This is a genomic window from Stenotrophomonas sp. X, assembly GCF_055721025.1.
On sequence record NZ_CM146756.1, the window covers coordinates 2,773,718 to 2,791,802 of the forward strand.

Genomic DNA, 18,085 nt, shown 5'->3' on the forward strand with positions numbered 1-18,085 from the left:
GCCAGCCGGCGCCCGCCTCGCCCTCGCCGCCCCGGCCCTGTCCGGGGCGGTTGTCTGTTGACCAGGACTGCGTCGGTAGATGCTGCAGATTCCCCCCGAAAACATCTGGATTGCGCTGGCGGTCACCCTCGCGGCCGGCCTCGCCACTGCGATCGGCAGCCTGCTGGTGCTGTTCTCGCGCCGCCCCAACCCGCGCCTGCTGGCCTTCGGCCTGGCCTTCGCCGGCGGCGCGATGGTCTATGTGTCGCTGTCGGAAATCCTCAACAAGTCCATTGCTTCGTTCGCACTGGCCCATGGCGAGCGCACCGGTTTCACCTACGGCACCCTGGCGTTCCTGCTGGGCGTGATCGTGATCGTGCTGATCGACCACTTCATTCCCAACCCGCATGACAGCCTGGACAAGCAGGATCCTGCGTTCCGCGAGAACAGCCGCGAGTACCTGAAGCGGGTGGCGCTGCTGACTTCCGTCGCGATCACCGCGCACAATTTCCCGGAAGGGCTGGCGACCTTCTTCGCCACGCTGGAAAGCCCGTCGGTGGGCATGCCACTGGCCTTTGCGATTGCCATCCACAACATCCCCGAGGGCATCGCGATCGCGGTGCCGGTGTACTTCGCCACCCAGAACAAGGCCTATGCGTTCAGCGCCAGCCTGCTGTCGGGCCTGGCCGAGCCGGTGGGCGCCGCGCTCGGCTACTGGTTGCTGTCCGGGTCGCTGTCGCACGCCACCTTCGGCTGGGTGTTCGGGCTGATTGCCGGCGTGATGGTGTTCCTGGCGCTGGATGAGCTGCTGCCGGCCGCCAAGCGCTATGCGAAGGGCCACGAGACCGTTTATGGGCTGGTGGCGGGCATGGGCACGCTGGCGATCAGCCTGGTGCTGTTCAAATGGTGAGGGGTTTGCGGCCGACGGGCTGAGCCCCCTCGCGGCTGGTACGTCCCACAGTATCGACAGGTCACGGGCGGGTATGGGCCTACGCTGCGGATGTCCGGGTCCGCCTTGTAGCGAGCCGAGCACCGCAGGTCCGGCGAGGGCGAAGAGGCGCGGGTGTCTGAGCGCAGCGAGTTCCGCGCCGTCCCTCGGCGGACCGAGGAGCGCAGGGCACCGGCGCGCGGCGCCGGCTCGCGGATGGCGGCGTGTTTCTTTGGTTACTTTCTTTGCACGAGCAAAGAAAGTGACAAGCCCACTCTCCGCAGGGAAGCGACGGCGCCGACCGAGCACCCGGCGCCGCCGAACCGCCGTCAGCGCAGGCGGTCCAGCGCCTCGACCAGCTCATCCGCCAGCGGCGCGTTCAGCACGTACGGGCTCTTCCCGTCGTCCAGTGCAAACTCCAGCGAGGCCGCGTGCAGGAACAGGCGCTTCAGCCCGATCTGCTCACGAAGCCGCTTGTTGACCGCAGGATCGCCGTATTTGTCGTCACCGGCCACCGGATGGCCCAGATGCTGGGCATGCACGCGGATCTGATGGGTGCGGCCGGTTTCGATGCGCACCTCGCAGTACGACTGGCCGCCGCGGCGCTCCAGCACCCGGAAGTGACTGATCGATTCCTTGCCGATGGCATTGACCTGTACATGGCGCTCGCCGCCCTGGCGCAGGCCCACGTGCAGCGGCGCGTCGACGGTCATCACGCCGTCCGGCATGCGGCCGGCCAGCAGGGTCAGGTAGCGCTTGCGGATGCCGGCGCCGTGGTCTTCACGCAACAGCGCCTGCAGTTCGCTCAGCGCCGAACGCTTCTTGGCCACGATCAGCAGGCCCGAGGTGTCGCGATCCAGCCGGTGGACCAACTCCAGTGTCTGTCCCGGGCGCAACGCGCGCAGGGTCTCGATGGCACCGAAGCTGATGCCGCTGCCGCCATGGCTGGCCACGCCGGAGGGCTTGTTCAGGGCCAGCAGCCGGGCGTCCTCGAAGACGATGGCCTGCTCCAGGCGCCGCATGAACGCCTCTGGCGGGCCGGCCTTGTCTCCTTCCTCACTGAGACGGACCGGCGGCACACGCACCTCATCGCCCGCCTCCAGCTTGCGCTCGGCCTTGGCGCGGCCGCCGTTCACCCGAACCTGCCCGCTGCGCACCAGCTTGTACACCAGGCTGCGCGGGGCTCCCTTCAGCTGGCCGAGCAGGAAGTTGTCCAGGCGCTGGCCGGCGCGGTCGGCGGGAACGGTGATCATGCGCACGGAAGGCTTGTCGCCAGCGGGTTTGGTCGGGTCTTGGGCGGTCATCAGGCTGTTTATTCTGTTACACTCGGGGGGGCGAGATAAGGGATTGATTTCGTTGGAAGTTACTCAGGGCCAGAAGCCCAGCTTCCGACGAATCCGGCACAGTGCGCGACCACCGCCCGCGGGGCGGCCATGTTAGCGGCTCACCGGCCTTCCCGGCCATCGCCGGATGCCTGACACGCAACCGTGCTGAACATGTCCCGCGTGGCGCTCCAGCCTGGCTGACAGCTGCCTGCGGCCCTGCAACACCCAAAACCCATAAGAGTGAAGCGCTCCCGCGGCCTGCCGTGGTGTCGTAGCGCTGGAAACCCAAGCCGCCCTCCCCGCGCTTGCGCGAATGGGCGGCGAGCCGTGTCCAGAGGCGAAACCCCATGGCGTTCCGCGCGGTAGCCGCTTGCGAGGAACGCAACAATGAAGCGAATGCTGATCAACGCCACGCAGGCTGAAGAGCTGCGTGTTGCCATCGTGGATGGCCAGTCGTTGTATGACATCGACATCGAACAGCCGTCGAAGGAACAGAAGAAGTCCAACATCTACAAGGGCCGGATCTTCCGCATCGAGCCCTCGCTGGAAGCCGCCTTCGTCGAGTACGGCGGTGGCCGCCATGGCTTCCTGCCGCTGAAGGAAATCTCCCGCGACTACTTCCAGGCCGGTGTCGACCACAACAAGGCCGGCATCCGCGAGCTGCTGAAGGAAGGCCAGGAGATCGTTGTCCAGGTCGACAAGGAAGAGCGTGGCAACAAGGGCGCCGCCCTGACCACGTTCATCTCGCTGGCTGGCCGCTACATGGTGCTGATGCCGAACTCGCCCAGCGCCGGCGGCGTGTCCCGCCGCATCGAGGGCGAAGACCGTGCCGCGCTGAAGGAGGCCCTGGACAAGCTGAACATTCCCGACGACATGGGGGTGATCATCCGTACCGCCGGCGTCGGTCGCGATGCGGAAGAGCTGCAGTGGGACCTGGACTACCTGCTCAACGTCTGGCGCGCCATCGCCGAAGCCGCGCTGAGCAAGCCGGCCCCGTTCCTGATCTACCAGGAATCGCGCCTGATCGTGCGCGCCCTCCGTGACTACCTGCGCGCCGACATCGGCGAGATCCTGGTGGACACCGAGGAGATGTACGAGCACGCCCGCGAGTTCATGCAGCAGGTGATGCCGCAGACCCTGCGCAAGCTCAAGCACTACAAGGACGACATCCCGCTGTTCAACCGCTTCCAGATCGAGTCGCAGATCGAAGGTGCCTACGAGCGCAACGTGCGCCTGCCGTCGGGTGGCTCGATCGTGGTCGACCAGACCGAAGCACTGACCGCAGTCGACGTGAACTCCTCGCGCGCCACCAAGGGCAGCGACATCGAGGACACCGCGTTCCAGACCAACCTGGAAGCGGCCGAGGAAGTGGCCCGCCAGCTGCGCCTGCGCGACCTGGGCGGCCTGGTGGTGATCGACTTCATCGACATGGCCTCCAACAAGCACCAGCGCGAGGTCGAGAATCGCCTGGCCAACGCGCTGAAGTACGACCGTGCCCGCGTGCAGGTCGGCCGCATCTCGCGCTTCGGCCTGCTGGAAATGAGCCGCCAGCGCCTGCGCCCGAGCCTGGGCGAATCCAGCCAGATCGTCTGCCCGCGTTGCGACGGCCACGGCCGCATGCGCAGCGTCGAGTCGCTGTCGCTGTCGATCATCCGCGTCGCCGAAGAGCACGCGATGAAGGAGAACACCGGGCAGGTGCTGGTCCAGGCGCCGGTGGAGATCGCCAACTACCTGTTGAACGAGAAGCGCAGCGCCCTGCGCGAGATCGAGCAACGCCACGAAGCGCCGATCGTGATCGTCGCCGACGAGCAGCTGCACACCCCGCACTACGCGGTCACCCGCCTGCGTGAGAACGAGCTGGGTGAAGAGAGCAGCAAGCCCAGCTACCAGCGCGGCACCCCGCGCAAGCTGCCGGTGCACGCCCTGACCAAGGGCCAGCTGAACATCCCGCCGCCGGCAGTGACCCAGGTCAAGCACACCTCTCCCGCCCCGGTGCGCGAGGAAGCGGCTCCGGCTGCAGCCGCTCCGGCTGCGGTCGTGGCAGCGCCCGTGGCGCCGGCTCCGAGTGGCGGCGTGATCGGTTGGCTCAAGCGCGTGTTCGGTGGCGAGCCGGCACCGGCGCCGGCTCCGGCCGCCCCGGCTCCGCGCCAGCAGCAGGACGGTGGTCGCAAGGACCGCAACAAGGATCGCAACAAGGATCGCAAGGACCGTCGCGACGAAAACCGTGGCAACGGTGGCAACGGCAACGCGCAGCAGCAGAAGGATGGCGGCAACCGCAAGGACCGTGGTGAGCAGCGCAACAAGGACGGCCGCAACGGCAACAACGGCAATGCCCAGCAGCAGCCGCAGCAGGGCAGGCAGAAAGAGCCGCAGCAGAAGGATGGCCAGACGCAGCCGCAGCAGCAGAACAAGACGCGCAACGAGCAGCAGGGCCAGAACCAGAACCAGCCGAAGCTGAAGCAGCCCAAGCAGCCGCGCCAGCAGCAGGACGGTGACAAGCCGGCCGAGAAGCCGCAGCGCAACGTCGCCGAAGCCCCGGTTGAAGGTGTGACCGCGGCAGCAGCCGTGGCCGCCACTGCCGTCGCCGCCAATGTGGTGACCGCGCAGGAAGCCACTGCACCGGTCGCCCCGGTTGCCCCGGTGGCCGCCGCTCCGGTGGACGCAGTACCGGTCGAGAACGCTGCCGGCGAGGCCGAGGTGGTTGCGGTTGCCGGTGAAGAGACTGCAGCCGACGCCCATGGCGAGCAGGCTGGCGAAGGTGCAACCCGCCGCCGTCGCGGCCGTCGTGGCGGCCGTCGTCGTCGTCGCGGTGGCGCCGAGAACGCTGCCGGTGGTGACGGCCTGGGCGATGACCAGGACGAGGGTGACGAGGGTGATGACGCCGAGGGCGTCGAGCCGAACGTCGACAGTGCCGCCCCGGCCACTCCGGTCGCCGCCGCACAGCCGACCCGTGCGCAGCCGGAATTCGATTTCGATGACGAAGCCGAACCGGTTGCTGTCGAAGCCGAGAAGCCGGTCCGTACTGCCGCCGCTGCTGTCGCCGCACCGGTGGCGGTGGTGAGCAGCGCCGTGGTCGAGACTGCCGCACCGATCACCGCCGAAGTGCCGGCGGCGGTTGAAGCCGCAGCCAAGGCAGAGCCGGTGTCCTCGCCGGTGCAGACCAGCATGCTCGATGCCATCGACGCAGCAACCCCGGCGCAACCGGTGGCTGTTGCCGCACCGGCGGTCGAAGCAAAGCCGGTCGCGGTGGAAGCAGCCCCGGTGGCTGAAGTCACTCAGGCGATCGAAGCGAAGCCGGCGGCAGTCGAGGCTGCACCGGTGGCTGAAGCCAAGCCGACCGCTACCGAAACCGCTCCGGTGGTAGAAGCCAAGCCGGAGAGCGTTGACGCTGCTCCGGTGGTTGAAGCCAAGCCGGTCGTCGAGACCGCGCCGGTGGCCGAACAGCCGGTCGCTCCGGTGGCAGTTGAAGCTGCACCGGTGGAAGCTGCGGCCCCGGTCGCCGATGCAGTGGTGACACCGTCGATCGATCCGGTCGCCGATGGCCACGCCGATGCGGCAGCCCAGGCGGCCGAAGCCAAGGCCGACGAAGAAGACGAAGAAGGCGCCAAGCGCACGCCGCCGGCGAACTGATCGCGCTTTGATCGCGTGAAAAAACGGCGGGGATCGATGATCCCCGCCGTTTCTGTTTTTGCGCCGGGCGCGTGCAGTGCTCTGGTAGAGGCCAACCCTGGTCGGCGCCGTTGTTGGAGCGAACGCGGACACGTCCGTGCCAACCAAGGGTGGCACCTACCAGGACATCAGTGCGCCGGAGCGAATTGCAGGCGGGTCCACACGCCATAATGGTCCGAGGCCCAGCGACCGCTGTCATCGGGCTGGTCGAACAGGAGCTTGGCCTCACGTGCGACCATCGCGTCCTGCTGGAAGAAGATGTGGTCGATCCGCGAGGCCACCGGGTAGTAGTGCCTGTTCAGCGTACTGGCCCTGGCCAGGTCGGTGTTGACGTGCACGCTGCCGTAGCTGTCACCGTAATGGCTGCGCAGCTCGCTCAGGTCACTGGCATCGACCAGCGCGTTGAAGTCGCCCGCGATCACCACCGGTGCGCCGGCCGAGGTGCTGGCGATGAAGCGCTGCAGGTCCTCGACCTGGGTGCGACGGATGCGCTGGCCATTTTCGTCGCTGCGCTCGTTGAAGTGGGTGGCATAGACGTTGACCGCCTTGCCGTCCACATCGATGCGCAGATGGGCGACCGTCCGGTAGTCGTCCAGCGGCTGTAGCAGGTGCTCACCCTGGGCGAGGATCGGCCGCCGGGTCAGCAGCGCATTGCCGTAACGTTTCGGCGCACCCACCGGATCGGTGGACACGAATACGTACTTGTAGCCGAGTTGGCTGGCCAGCCACTGCGCCTGGTTGCGCACGTTGCGGCGCTGGATCACCTCCTGCAGGGCAACCGCATCCGGCTGCAGGCGCTTGAGCTCGGCCAGGATGGTGCGGCGGCGGCTCGGCCAGTCCTCGCGGTCGTGATGCAGGTTGAAGGTCACCATGCTCATGCCTGGTGCGCTGGCGATGTCAGCCGCTGCCGCGGCGGTTGGCACGGCTGCCATCACGGCACCCGGCAATGCCAATGCAATGGCCAGTCCCAAGGCACGCACGGCCGTGCGTACCCTTCCCCCCTGCTGCTTCATCGTTACTGCCCCTTGCGTTCGGCGCGGCGCACCGCGCCCGGTACATCGATCTCGACCCGCGCCGGCAGCTGGCGCACGTGCAGTTCCCTGTCGGTCCATTCGGCCGCTTCGCCGTTGATGGTCGCCTCGCCCGGATCACCGGCGTACGGCCACGGCAAGACCACGCCACCGACAGGTGGCACCAGACCCGGCTGCACCTCCAGCACCAGCTGCTTGTCGCTGCGCTGCAGGCGGTAGTTGAGCTGGCCCTGCGGCGTGCGCAGGCCCTGCACAGCGATGCCCTCGCCCTGCAGCCAGGCGGTCGGAATGCCGGCGGCCAACACCAGCGCATCGTCCATGTCACGGCTGTAGGCGAACATGTCCAGGGCCGAGCGCACGAAGTCCGAGGCGACCCAGGCATGCGGCAGGTCACCGACGAAGAACGGCTTGCGCGGCGTGCGCGAGACCACTTCGGCCCACTGGTTCCAGGCCTGCGGCGCACGGTCCTTGAAGAAGAACTCAGTCGCCTGCCAGGCGCGATCGCGCCAGCCAAGGCGGACGAAGGCGGCCACGTTGCGCCACTCGTAGGGCGTGTAGTCCTTCCACTCGCGCTTGCCGTCCCGACGGGCCACGAATTCCTTCCAGTAGCGCTCGAAAGTGGCACCGAGCGCCTGCTGCGGAAGGCGCCCCTGTTCACCGCCCGGAGCCAGCGCAATGGTTGTCGAGGTCGCATCGAAATCGCCCAGCTCGGCCGAGCCCGGCAGGTAATCGATGTTGTGCTGCTGCATCGCCGACAGCAGCGAGGCCTGCAGGTCATCACGGAACTGGTCACGCGATTCGGCAATCTGCATGGCTTCGACCTTGCCCAGCTGGGCCGCCAGCGATGCCGCATCCTTGTAGCCGCGCAACGCCCAGAAATTGTCCCAGTACGAATGCATCGGCTTGGCCGAATAGCCTTCGTGGCTGATCGAGGCCGGCATCATGCCGTAGAAGGCCGGGTTGCGCGCACGGTTCTCTTCGGTACGCTCGCTGGCGCGCAGCTGCTCCATGTAGTTGTAGGCGCCCTGCACATGCGGCCACATCAGTTCGGCGAAGGTGCTGTCACCGGTATAGCGCCCATACTCGGCAATGCTGTAGATCAGCTCGCCATGGCTGTCGTTCTCCGGCACCGGATCGCTGCCACGTGCATCGACACAGCACGGCACCTTGCCGTTCTCGAACTGGAACGGCGCATACCAGTTGATGTAGTCACGTACCGCGTCGCTGCGGCCCATGCGCAGCAGGCCTTCGGAAATCATCGCGCCATCGCGGATCCAGCTGCGTGCGTACGAGCGCGTGCCCGGCTGCAGGCGCGGGCCGACCCGCGAGATCAGCATGTGCGCCACGGCGGTGCGCAGGGTATCGACCAGTGCCTGGCCCGCAGCCGGTACCTGCAACGAGACCACCCCCAGCTTCTGCCGCCACTGCTCTGCGACCTGTGCCTGCGCCTTGGCCACATCCAGCGCCTGCGGCGCCCAGCCTCCGGTCTGTGGCAACACCACCGCCACTTCTCGGCTCTGGCCAGGCTCCAGCTTGATCGTATACAGCAGCGCACCGGACGCCATGCCGGTGCTGTCCTTCACCGCCGTGCTGGCCGGGTATTTCCCGGAGGCCAGATGCATCGCGTCGAGCTTGCCATCGAACGTGCTGGCAAAGCGCGCATCCGGCACCTGCAACGGATAGATGCGCGGCTCACCGTTGATGCGCACCAGCTGTTCGCCCACATCCAGCGCATCGATGCGACTGAAGCCGCCGACGGTATTGAGGAACTGGGTCGGCGGGTTCACCTGCCACGGCCGGATCGCCAGCGCCAGGGTGTACTCGTGCGCCACCTTGTCCGGATTGCTCAACCGGTAGCGGCCGATCAGCTGCGCGCGCTCCGGCGTGCCCTGCACGAAGCTGGTTACCGCCAGGCCGGCCTTCTCATGCACCCAGTCGACATTGGCGATGGGCAGGTAGCGATCCTGCAGCGACTGGGTGATGGCCACCGTCGACCAGTCCAGCAACTTGCCGTCCACGCGGATGAACGGCTCGATGCTGAAACTGCCCTTGGCCGGTTCCAGCGCACCGTCCTCGCTGATCAGTGCCTGCTCCTGGCCGCCATCGAGGCCGAGCAGGGTCCAGTACGGCTGTTCGCCCACATATGCACGCGGCAGCAAGCCGCGCGGCAGGTCGGCCGCCACCGAGGACAGGAATGCGTTCGGCGTGGCCGCGAACGCCAGCGGCTTGAGCGTGATGTCACGGATGCCATAGCGCCAGTTCGGGCCATCGTGCAGATCGAAGCGCACGTAGCGCGCGTCGGTATCCGGCAGCGCCAGCCAGTCGCGGCCGCCCGCACCGCCGGTCACCTCGCGCACGGTGCGCCAGTCCCGGCCATCCTCGGACGTCCGCACGGTGTAGCGATTGGCTTCCAGGTTCGGCAGCCAGTCAATCACCGCACCGCCGATCTCGCGGCTCTTGTGCAGGTCCAGGCTGATGGTCTGCTGCTTGACCCCGCCACTGATCCAGAACGTATCGCTCTTTCCGTCAATCATCCGGTCCTGCAGCGCGGTGGCGGTGTCGGCGATCACCGATGGCACCAGCGCCGAATCATCCTGCGGCGGCAGGCCCTGCAGGGTCAGCTTGTCGAAGCACACCGTGCCGCGGCCGCCGACCTTGCTGTAGATCGTGAACTCGACCGCAGCGCTGCGCGCCATCTCCTTCTCCGGCGATGGCCCCCATGCCTTGTCGATCTGGCGACGGCGGTATTCGGCCGGCGTCCACGCCTTGGGGAAGCTGTAGCCCGGACGGTTGACCCACCAGACATTATCGCCGCTGGCATCGATCAGCTTGAACTGCAGGTCGTTGCCCGGCGAATCTCCCCGCAGCTGGAAGCCGAAGCGGTAGTTGGCCGGGTACTCGATACCGAGCGCGCGGCGGATGCCGACGTAGCCCGACACCTTGTGGAAATCGTAGTCCAGGCACAGCGCGCGGCCGCCACCGGCACCGCTCACCGGCCGCAGCGAACCGCTGACCTGGTCTGACAGCACCAGCTTCCAGGCGCCGATGTCGTCGAAATCGTCCAGTACCTTCGGCGCCGGCAGTGCCGGTGGTGCGGCGATCGCCAGGGAAGTCCACAACAGGCCCAGTCCAACGGCGATCGCTCGCTTCATCCCTTGACGCTCCCCAGCAAAAGACCTTGGATGTAGTACCGCTGCAGCACCAGGAACAGTGCCAGCACCGGAACCACGGTGACCACCGCGCCAGCCATCATCATTTCCACGTCCATGATGTGCTCGCGCGAGAGGGTGGCCAGCGCCACCGGCAAAGTGTAGTGCTCCTGGTCGGTCAACACGATCAGCGGCCACATGAAATCGTTCCACGCACCCATGAAGGTGAAGATCGCCAGGGTCACCAGTACCGGCTTGAGCATCGGCAGCACGATCTGGAAGAAGATGCGCAGCTCCCCCGCGCCGTCTATGCGGGCCGCTTCAAGCAGCTCGTCCGGGATCGAACGCGCGTACTGGCGCACCAGGAAGATGCCGAACACGCTGGCCAGCGCTGGCACGATCACGCCGCCAAAGCTGTTGACCAGGCCCAGCTGCTTCATCAGCAGGAACAGCGGCAGCATCGCCACCTGCGCCGGGATAACCAGCGCTGCCATCAGCACCTGGAACAGGCGTTCGCGGCCAACGAAGTTGAGCTTGGCGAAGGCGTAGCCGGCCATGGTGTTGAGCAGCAGCGAACCCAGCGTGATAGCCAGCGACACCAGCAGGCTGTTGGCGAAGTTGCCGCCCATGCCGGTGCGCGCGAACAGCTCGTGGTAGTTGTGCGTGGTGATGCTCGAAGGCAGCAGTGGCGGCGGGAAATGACTGGCCTCGCCCTGCGGCATGAACGAGACCGAGAGCATCCACAGCAGCGGTGCAAGGCTGACCAGGGCCAGCACCAGCAACGCACCATTGATCATCCACGGATACCAGCGCGACTGGCCGATTTCACGACTCATACCAACTGCCTCTTGCGGCCGAAACGCAGCATCACGGTGGTCACCGCCAGGATGATCAGGAACAGCAGGAACGCCACCGCGGAGGCGCGCCCCAGGTTCCACCACTTGAAGCCTTCCTCGAACATGAAATACAGCACGCTGACGGTGCTCTGCAGCGGATCGCCACGGGTCATGACATACGGCTCGGCGAACAGCTGGAAATAGCCGGACACGGTGATCACGCCGACCACCAGCAGTACCGGGCCGAGCATCGGCAGGGTGATGTGCAGGAACTGCTTCCAGCGCGAAGCGCCGTCGATGCGCGCGGCTTCGTACAGGTCATGCGGGATCGCCTGCAGGCCGGCGAGGAAGATCACCATGTTGTAGCCGAAGTTCTTCCACACCGCGAACAGCATGATGGTCGGCATCGCCCAGTTGGGATCACCCAGCCAGTCGATCGGACTGATGCCCAGATGGCCCAGCCCGTAGTTCACCAGCCCATAGCTGGTATGGAACAGGTAGCGCCAGATCACCGCCACCGCCACCAGCGTGGTCACCACCGGCGCGAACAGTGCCGTACGGAACAGGGCCTTGAAGCGTGCGGCCGGTGCGTTGAGCAGCATGGCCGCGCCCAGCGACACACCGATCGACAACGGTACGCCGATCAGCACGAAGTAGGTGGTATTCCACAGCGACTTCCAGAACATCGGCGTCTGCAGCAGGTCGATGTAGTTGCCCAGGCCGACGAAGCGCAGGTTGCTGCTGTCGGCCAGTGCATAGAGGTCGAAGTCGGTCACGCTCAGCGCCAGCGCCGAGGCGACCGGCAGGCCGAAGAACACGCCCAGCACGATCAGCGAGGGGCCGGCGAAGATCCAGCCGGCCAGCGAAGTACGTTTCATTGCGCGCTCCCGGCGGCCACTGCGCTGCTCGATTGCGGCGACGGCGCGCGCTCCTGCAGGCGTTGTTGTTCATGCATCCAGCGGCGCTTGGCCAGCACCTTGTCCACGCGCTGGTCCAGTTCGGCCACGGCCTTGTCCTGCGGCAGGCCACCGCGCACCACCTTCTCGGTGACAATGCGCATTTCCTGCACGATGCGCTCCCATTCGAGCACCTTCGGCGTCGGCTTGACCCGCTCCAGCTGATCGCGGAACGCGGCGGCCAGCGGGTCGTTGGCCAGCGACGGCGCGTTCCAGGCGCTGCGGCGTGGCGGCAGGTCGCCGATGATCGAATGGAAGCGCGCCTGGATCTGCGGGCGCGACAGGAATTCGATCAGCTTCCAGGACGCCTCCTTCTGCTGCGACTTGCGGAAGATCACCAGGCTGGTGCCACCGGCGATGCCCGCGCCCGGACCGTCGGGCCCCGGCAGCGCAGCGGTGCCCCACTGTCCTTCCAGTTCCTTCGGCTGCAGTTTCTTGAACTCGCGGATGTTCCAGGGGCCGGAGATGTAGAACACGTTGAAGCCGCGGAAGAATTCATCCCAGACGTTGGAGATCTGCGTCTCGGACATCTTCGGCGCCCAGCCCTGCTCGAACATGTTGGCGTAGAAGGACAGCGTGCGGCGGAATCCCGGGCTGGCGAAATTGCCACGGGTATCGTCGTCGCGCAGCAGCGGGTCGGGCTGCTGCAGGGCCAGCGACAGCTGCTGCTCGAACTCGTTGATCGGCATCAGCACCGCGTAGCGGTTCGGACCCTGCATGCGTTTGATCGCCGCCATCTGCTCGTCCCACTCGGCCCAGGTACGCGGCGGGTGGTCGTAGCCGGCCTTGGCCAGCAGGTCCTTGCGGTAGTAGATCAGGCGCGTATCGACGTACCACGGCACGCCGACCAGCTCGCCGTGGATCACGTTGGTATCCCAGATGCCCTGGAAGTAATCTTTCGGATCGACCACAGTGGAGCGCTGCACGAACGGCTGCAGCGGGGTCAATGCATCGAGTTCGGCGAACTCCGGCACCCAGGTGTTGCCGAGCTGGCACACGTCCGGCAGGCCGTCGGCGGCGAACGCGGTCAGCAGCTTTTCGTGCGCGGCGGTCCACGGGATGTTCTGCACATCCACCTTGATGCCGGGATTCTCGGCCTCGAACTCGTGGATCAGCTCGCTGACCACCTCGGCTTCGCGGCCCATCGCCCAGAAGCGCACGGTGGTGGTGCCCGGTTCGGTGCGGGCGCAGCCGGCCACGGCCAGGGCGGCCAGGGCAGGCAGCGCCCAGCGGCGCAGGCGGTCGATCCAGTTCGGCATCGGGTTACTTGCCCTGGCCTGTGGTGCGGTTGGCATTGTTCTTCTGTTCCTGCGCGGCAGCCGCGCGTGATTCGGCGATACCCACCGCGCGTGCTGCCGCGGCCTTTTCGTCCTTCTGCAGTTCCAGCGGCTGGAACGACCCTTCCGGCGCCAGCCAGCCACCGCTGAATCCGGCCCGCTCCAGGCCCTTGCGGATGTACGGATTCTTCTTCATCACTTCCCAGACGAAGTCGTTGCGGTAGTTGGCGATCATGGTCAGGATCGGCCCCTGGTCGATGGCGATGTAGTCGCTGGCGACCCAGCCGCGATCCGGCACCAGGCGACCGGTCTTGATCGGGATGTCGTAGTTGAAGCTGGGATTGAACGAATCCAGGAAGCCGTAGCTGGAATAGATGTAGTCGCCGTAGCGTTTGTGCATTTCCAGCGTGGCCGGGATCACCTGCTCGGGCGCGAACACCACCGAGGCGATCGCCGCAGTCGGGGCAATGGTGCCGTCATCGAAGTTCTCACGCAGGCCGGCGCCGCGCGAGGAGTAGTGGCGGAACTGGCGCTGTTCGCCGCGGTACTCCTGCGTGGTGTTCTGCGGGCCATCGCTGGCGGTCAGGCCCCACACGTTCTCGCCATAGTCCTTCCACTGCATCGGGTTGGCGATGGCGTACTCGCGCTGGGCCAGCGCGGCCGAGCGGCTGTTGAGGAAATAGGTGCTGCCGCGCTCGCGCATGTACGCGTCCTGGATATCGCGGAAATCGATCCAGACGTGGCTGTACTGGTGGCCGAACAGCGGGCCGAAGGACAGGTATTCCTGGCCCTGGTAGACACCCCAGTCGTTGTCATAGGTGCGCGTCCACACCGTCCACGCGTCCGGGCTGACCGGGTGCGTGGGCGAGCCCAGGGCGAGGATGTAGACCATCATCGCCTCGTTGTAGCCCATCCAGTCGTGGTCGATGAAGCCGCTCTCCGGGAACCAGCCCATCGAGATCAGCGGTGCACGCTGCTGCAACCACGGCCAGTCGACCTTCTTGTACAAGGTATCGGCGATCTGGCGGATTTCCTTTTCGCGCGGATCGTCACCGTCGTAGTACGACTGCGCGAACAGCACGCCCATCATCAGCAGTGCGGTATCCACCGAGGACAGTTCGACCCAGCTGTCGTAGCGACGGCCTTCCTGCATGTCCAGGAAGTGATAGTAGAAACCCTTGTAGCCCGCCTTGCCGGTGCGCTGCGGGCCCATCGGCACGTCGCGGAAGAACTTCAGCGTGGTCAGGGTCCGGTCGATCGCCTGGTTGCGGCTGACCCAACCGTTCTCGATGCCGATCGGATACGCGGTCAGCGCGAAACCCACCGACGCGATGCTGGCGAATGGCCGCGACGGATAGCGATCCGGGGTCAGACCATTGATCTCGTTGGTGGTGTCCCAGAAGAACTGGAAGGTGCGGCGCTCGATGTCATCGAACAGCGGCGGCAACTCCGGCTTCATCGGCCGCGGCGGTGCATCGGCCTCGATCAGGATCACCGGCGGGCGCGGCTTGGCAGGTTCCTGCTGGGCCGGCTGGCAGGCGGCCACCGCCAAGCACAGCATTGCGGCGGACAACAGATGGCGTGCCTGCATGGCGCGGTTCCTCCGGTGGTCTGATCGATGGGAAAGCATACCGTCCAATGATCTGAAATCGTTTACAAGATGCGCTCTTAAAAAACCACGAAAAACGTGGTTTGACACCGCGATCATTGCCCACGCCGCTGCCCCCCCCCTGCCCGGCAGCGGCGTGGGCAATGGACCGGCACGGGGCCGGCCATTGCCGTTCTCACACAATCGATGCCGCCGGCGGACCGGCGGCATCGGATACAGCAGCAGGCGGCGCCGCTTAGAAGCGGAAGCCCACCTCGGCCTTCACCTGGCGCGGAGTGCCGATGATGTCGCCGGTCTCGTTGTAGCTGGCCTGCAGCTTGCCGTTGGTCTTGACGTAGTTGTAGGTGGAGAAGTTGTCGAAGTTGAACACGTTGATGATGTCCAGACGGGCGTACAGCTCGGTGTTGCCCGCCAGCTTGAACGTCTTCGTCGCCTGCAGGTCGACCGAACGGTAGCCGAAGATCTTGCCACCCACCAGGAACTTGCCGGTTGCGTTGGGCACGGCCGCCTGCGGGGTCGGCAGGGTGTAGCCGCTGGCCTGCATCACCGGGTACCAGTCGTTGACGGCGGTCGGGGTGGCCAGGGTGATCTTGCCGCCGAAGGTGATGCCCCAGAAGCCCGCGTACGAACCGGTCACCACCAGGCGGTGGCGCGGTGCGCCGTTGGAGCGGATGGTCGGGTAGTCACCGATCAGGCCGCGATCGAACGCATACTTCTCGTTGATGTCGCGGTTATGGCGCGCGGTGGTCCAGGTGTAGGCGATCGAGGTACCCCAGCCGCTTTCCTTGGTGAACGGCTTCTGTGCCGACAACAGGACCTGGGTGGCACGGGTCTTGATGCCCTGCTGGCCGATGATCAGGCTGCCGAAGCCCGGCACGTTGCAGCTCCAGGCCTGGCTCAGGCCCGGGGAGGTGCCACCACACAGGCGCGGATCATCGAAGAACTGGCCGGTCGGGTAGCGGTTGCCCAGGGTGAAGGCGAAGCCGTCGTAGCTCAGGGTGCGAGCAATGGTGGCGTCGGTCAGCCAGTCGCCGATCTGGTTGCTCATGCCCAGGCTGAACTGATCCGAGTACGGCGCCTTCAGCTTGTTGTTCAGCAGGTCCACTTCCAGGCCGGCATTGCTGGTCGCGCCGACCAGTGCCTGCAGGTTGCCGATCCCGTTGAGCAGGTTCGGGTTCCAGTCATAGCAGGCGGCCTGGCCGTTGATGCAGGCGCCGGTGGCCGGATTGCGGAAGTAGATGGTCGGCTGCGGCAGGGCCAGCTTGGTGGTTTCCAGCTGCAGGTTGTCGAACAGGTCACGGTCGTAGGAACGGCCGGCACCACCGTGGATCACGTGCTGCTCGTCGGCGTTGATGTCATACGAGAAGCCCAGGCGCGGCTGCCAGGCGTCCTTGAACGCCTTGCGGTTGTGGCCGTTGCTGATGTAGTCGCTGATGTCCAGGCCGCCCAGTGCCAGCGAATCGGCATAGGTCTGGCCAGCGGGGGCGCGCGGATCCTGCGAATAGATGGCGTCGACCACCTGCTGCGGGGTCACGAAGTCCAGGTAGGACGGGGTCTTTTCGTAGTCCCAGCGCAGGCCGATGTTCAGCTGCAGGTGATCGTTGACCTGCCAGTCGTCCTGGATGAACACGCCGTACTGTTTGGACTTCGAACGCACTTCACCGGACACGCCGGTCACGCCGGTCACCGGCTTGACGAACTGCGCCTTGTACGGAATGGAATCGGGGAAGTCCGGATCGCCCAGCGAGTAGGTGAAGGTCGGATTGATCTGCGCCGCATCGGACGCGTACAGATCGATCGCCTTGTACTTCACGCCCATCTTGATGGTGTGGTCACCGGCCCACTGGATGCCATCCAGGGTCAGGTTGTCTTCGATCGACCAGCCCTTCTGGCCCTTCACCTGCGAATCCAGTGCCGAGGCGCCACCGATCTTCACGATCGTGCGGTCTTCGGGGCCGTCCGGTGCGGTGTAGGTGATGCCGTTGGCCAGCGTAAGCGGGGTCGGGTTGTTGAACGAGTCTTCGTGGGTGACCATCAACTCGTTGTAGTAGCGCTCACCACTGTGGTTCCAGCGCAGGGCATAACGACGGTCGGTGTTGACCACTTCACGGCCGGCTTCCGGCGAGGTCTGGCCACTGAACTGCGACTGGGTTTCGTCGCGGTCCTGGAAGGTCAGCTCGATGCGGTCGTTGTCGGTCGGCTCGAAGTCGATCTTGCCGAAGATCAGATCCTGCTGGAACGGCTGGCTGGCCGGGCCGAGGCCGGCGGCACCGGCCGGCGGCAGCAGGCCGGCAGCGCCGGTGACCGCGCCATCCGGCGCGATGGTGACCGGCAGGTCGAAGCGCTTGGCTTCGTAGGTCACAAAGAAGTGCGCCTTGTCCTGGATGATCGGGCCGCCCAGGGCGAAGCCGTATTCCTTCTCGGCCGAGACCATCTTCTCCTTGCCGCCCTGGCGCTCGGCCGGGGTCTTGGCACGCATGTCTTCATCGGTGTAGCGGTAGAACGCCTCACCCTTGAACTCATTGGTACCGGACTTGGTCGCAGCCGTCACTGCGGCGCTCGACACCTGGCCATACTCTGCCTTGTAGTTGCCGCTGATGACCTTGTATTCGCCGATGGCCAGCTGCGGGAACGGGTTACCGGCGCTGCCGGACTGGCCGGCCACGCCGCCGCCCTTGACGTAGCTCTTCTGGCCGACGCCGTCGATGTAGACGTTGGTGCCATCTGCATTGGTGGCGCCGCCGCGCAGCGAGGTGTTGCCCTTGGCATCGCGGGTGAAGATCAGGCCCGGCACCGCGTCAGCGAACTCCAGGAAGTTGCGCGACACCTGCGGGGTGGTCTGGATCTGCTGCAGGCTGACGGTCTTGCCAACTTCGGAGGTGCGCACTTCCTGCAGCAGGGTCGGCGCAACAACGTTGACGGTGTCCAGGTTGGTGGCCGCGGTCGAGCCCGGGGTGCTGCTGGCTGCGCCAGCGAAGTTCAGCGTCGCGGTCGAAGCCACGGTGACGGTGACCTTCTGGGTCTGGCCGTTGGCGACCACGTTGTACGTGCCCGGATCAAGGCCCATCAGCGAGTAGCTGCCGTCGGCGCGGATGGTGCCACGGCGGACGGTACCGGTGGCCACGTTGGTGGCGGTCACTTCGGTGCCGGCCTGGGCACCGGCAACCTGGCCGCGCAGGCTGGCGTTGGCCGACTGCGCCATGACGTTCGGGGCGGCAGCCAGCATCAGGCAGCTGACCAGAGCGGTGCTCAGCAGCCGGCGCGCCGGCATGCGGAAGGTGGTATGCATCATCAACTCAATCTCCGGGTGGCGGTAACCGCTTGCG

At 66.1% G+C, this 18,085-nt stretch carries 10 protein-coding genes; 2 read left to right on the forward strand and 8 right to left on the reverse strand.

The window, feature by feature from the left end; translation table 11 throughout:
* The first annotated feature begins 79 nt into the window (after positions 1-79).
* Entirely contained in the window at positions 80-889 is an 810-nt protein-coding gene (gene zupT, locus ACZ75I_RS12905) for a zinc transporter ZupT (RefSeq protein ID WP_005417614.1), read from the forward strand.
* A gap of 347 nt (positions 890-1,236) precedes the next feature.
* On the opposite strand, the gene ACZ75I_RS12910 is transcribed toward zupT, so the two are convergent.
* On the reverse strand, positions 1,237-2,211 hold the full coding sequence (locus tag ACZ75I_RS12910; protein ID WP_049397926.1) for an RluA family pseudouridine synthase: 975 nt from the start codon (positions 2,209-2,211) through the stop codon (positions 1,237-1,239).
* A gap of 408 nt (positions 2,212-2,619) precedes the next feature.
* On the opposite strand from ACZ75I_RS12910, the gene ACZ75I_RS12915 reads away from it, so the two are divergent.
* Entirely contained in the window at positions 2,620-5,862 is a 3,243-nt protein-coding gene (locus tag ACZ75I_RS12915) for an Rne/Rng family ribonuclease (protein ID WP_472958029.1), read from the forward strand.
* A 167-nt stretch (positions 5,863-6,029) separates the two neighbouring features.
* Here ACZ75I_RS12915 and ACZ75I_RS12920 read toward each other — a convergent pair whose 3' ends face one another.
* The 7 genes from ACZ75I_RS12920 to ACZ75I_RS12950 form a co-directional block, all read right to left on the reverse strand.
* Positions 6,030-6,914 carry an endonuclease/exonuclease/phosphatase family protein gene (locus tag ACZ75I_RS12920; RefSeq protein ID WP_346476892.1) on the reverse strand — a complete coding sequence of 295 codons (885 nt, stop codon included), beginning with the start codon at positions 6,912-6,914 and terminating at the stop codon, positions 6,030-6,032.
* 2 nt (positions 6,915-6,916) lie between these two features.
* Positions 6,917-10,084, reverse strand: a complete 3,168-nt coding sequence (locus tag ACZ75I_RS12925; protein ID WP_472958030.1) for a discoidin domain-containing protein — start codon at positions 10,082-10,084, stop codon at positions 6,917-6,919.
* Positions 10,081-10,917 (reverse strand): carbohydrate ABC transporter permease, encoded by an 837-nt coding sequence (locus tag ACZ75I_RS12930; RefSeq protein WP_005417620.1) that lies wholly within the window; start codon positions 10,915-10,917, stop codon positions 10,081-10,083. The genes ACZ75I_RS12925 and ACZ75I_RS12930 overlap by 4 nt, the downstream gene beginning before the upstream one ends.
* Entirely contained in the window at positions 10,914-11,795 is an 882-nt protein-coding gene (locus ACZ75I_RS12935; RefSeq protein WP_005410323.1) for a carbohydrate ABC transporter permease, read from the reverse strand. The genes ACZ75I_RS12930 and ACZ75I_RS12935 overlap by 4 nt, the downstream gene beginning before the upstream one ends.
* Entirely contained in the window at positions 11,792-13,132 is a 1,341-nt protein-coding gene (locus tag ACZ75I_RS12940) for a sugar ABC transporter substrate-binding protein (protein ID WP_061478009.1), read from the reverse strand. The genes ACZ75I_RS12935 and ACZ75I_RS12940 overlap by 4 nt, the downstream gene beginning before the upstream one ends.
* A 4-nt stretch (positions 13,133-13,136) precedes the next feature.
* The gene (locus ACZ75I_RS12945; protein ID WP_061478010.1) at positions 13,137-14,741 is read right to left on the reverse strand and encodes a glucoamylase family protein; all 1,605 of its coding nucleotides are present in this window, start codon (positions 14,739-14,741) and stop codon (positions 13,137-13,139) included.
* A gap of 253 nt (positions 14,742-14,994) precedes the next feature.
* Positions 14,995-18,051, reverse strand: a complete 3,057-nt coding sequence (locus ACZ75I_RS12950; RefSeq protein WP_061478011.1) for a TonB-dependent receptor — start codon at positions 18,049-18,051, stop codon at positions 14,995-14,997.
* Positions 18,052-18,085 lie beyond the last annotated feature (34 nt).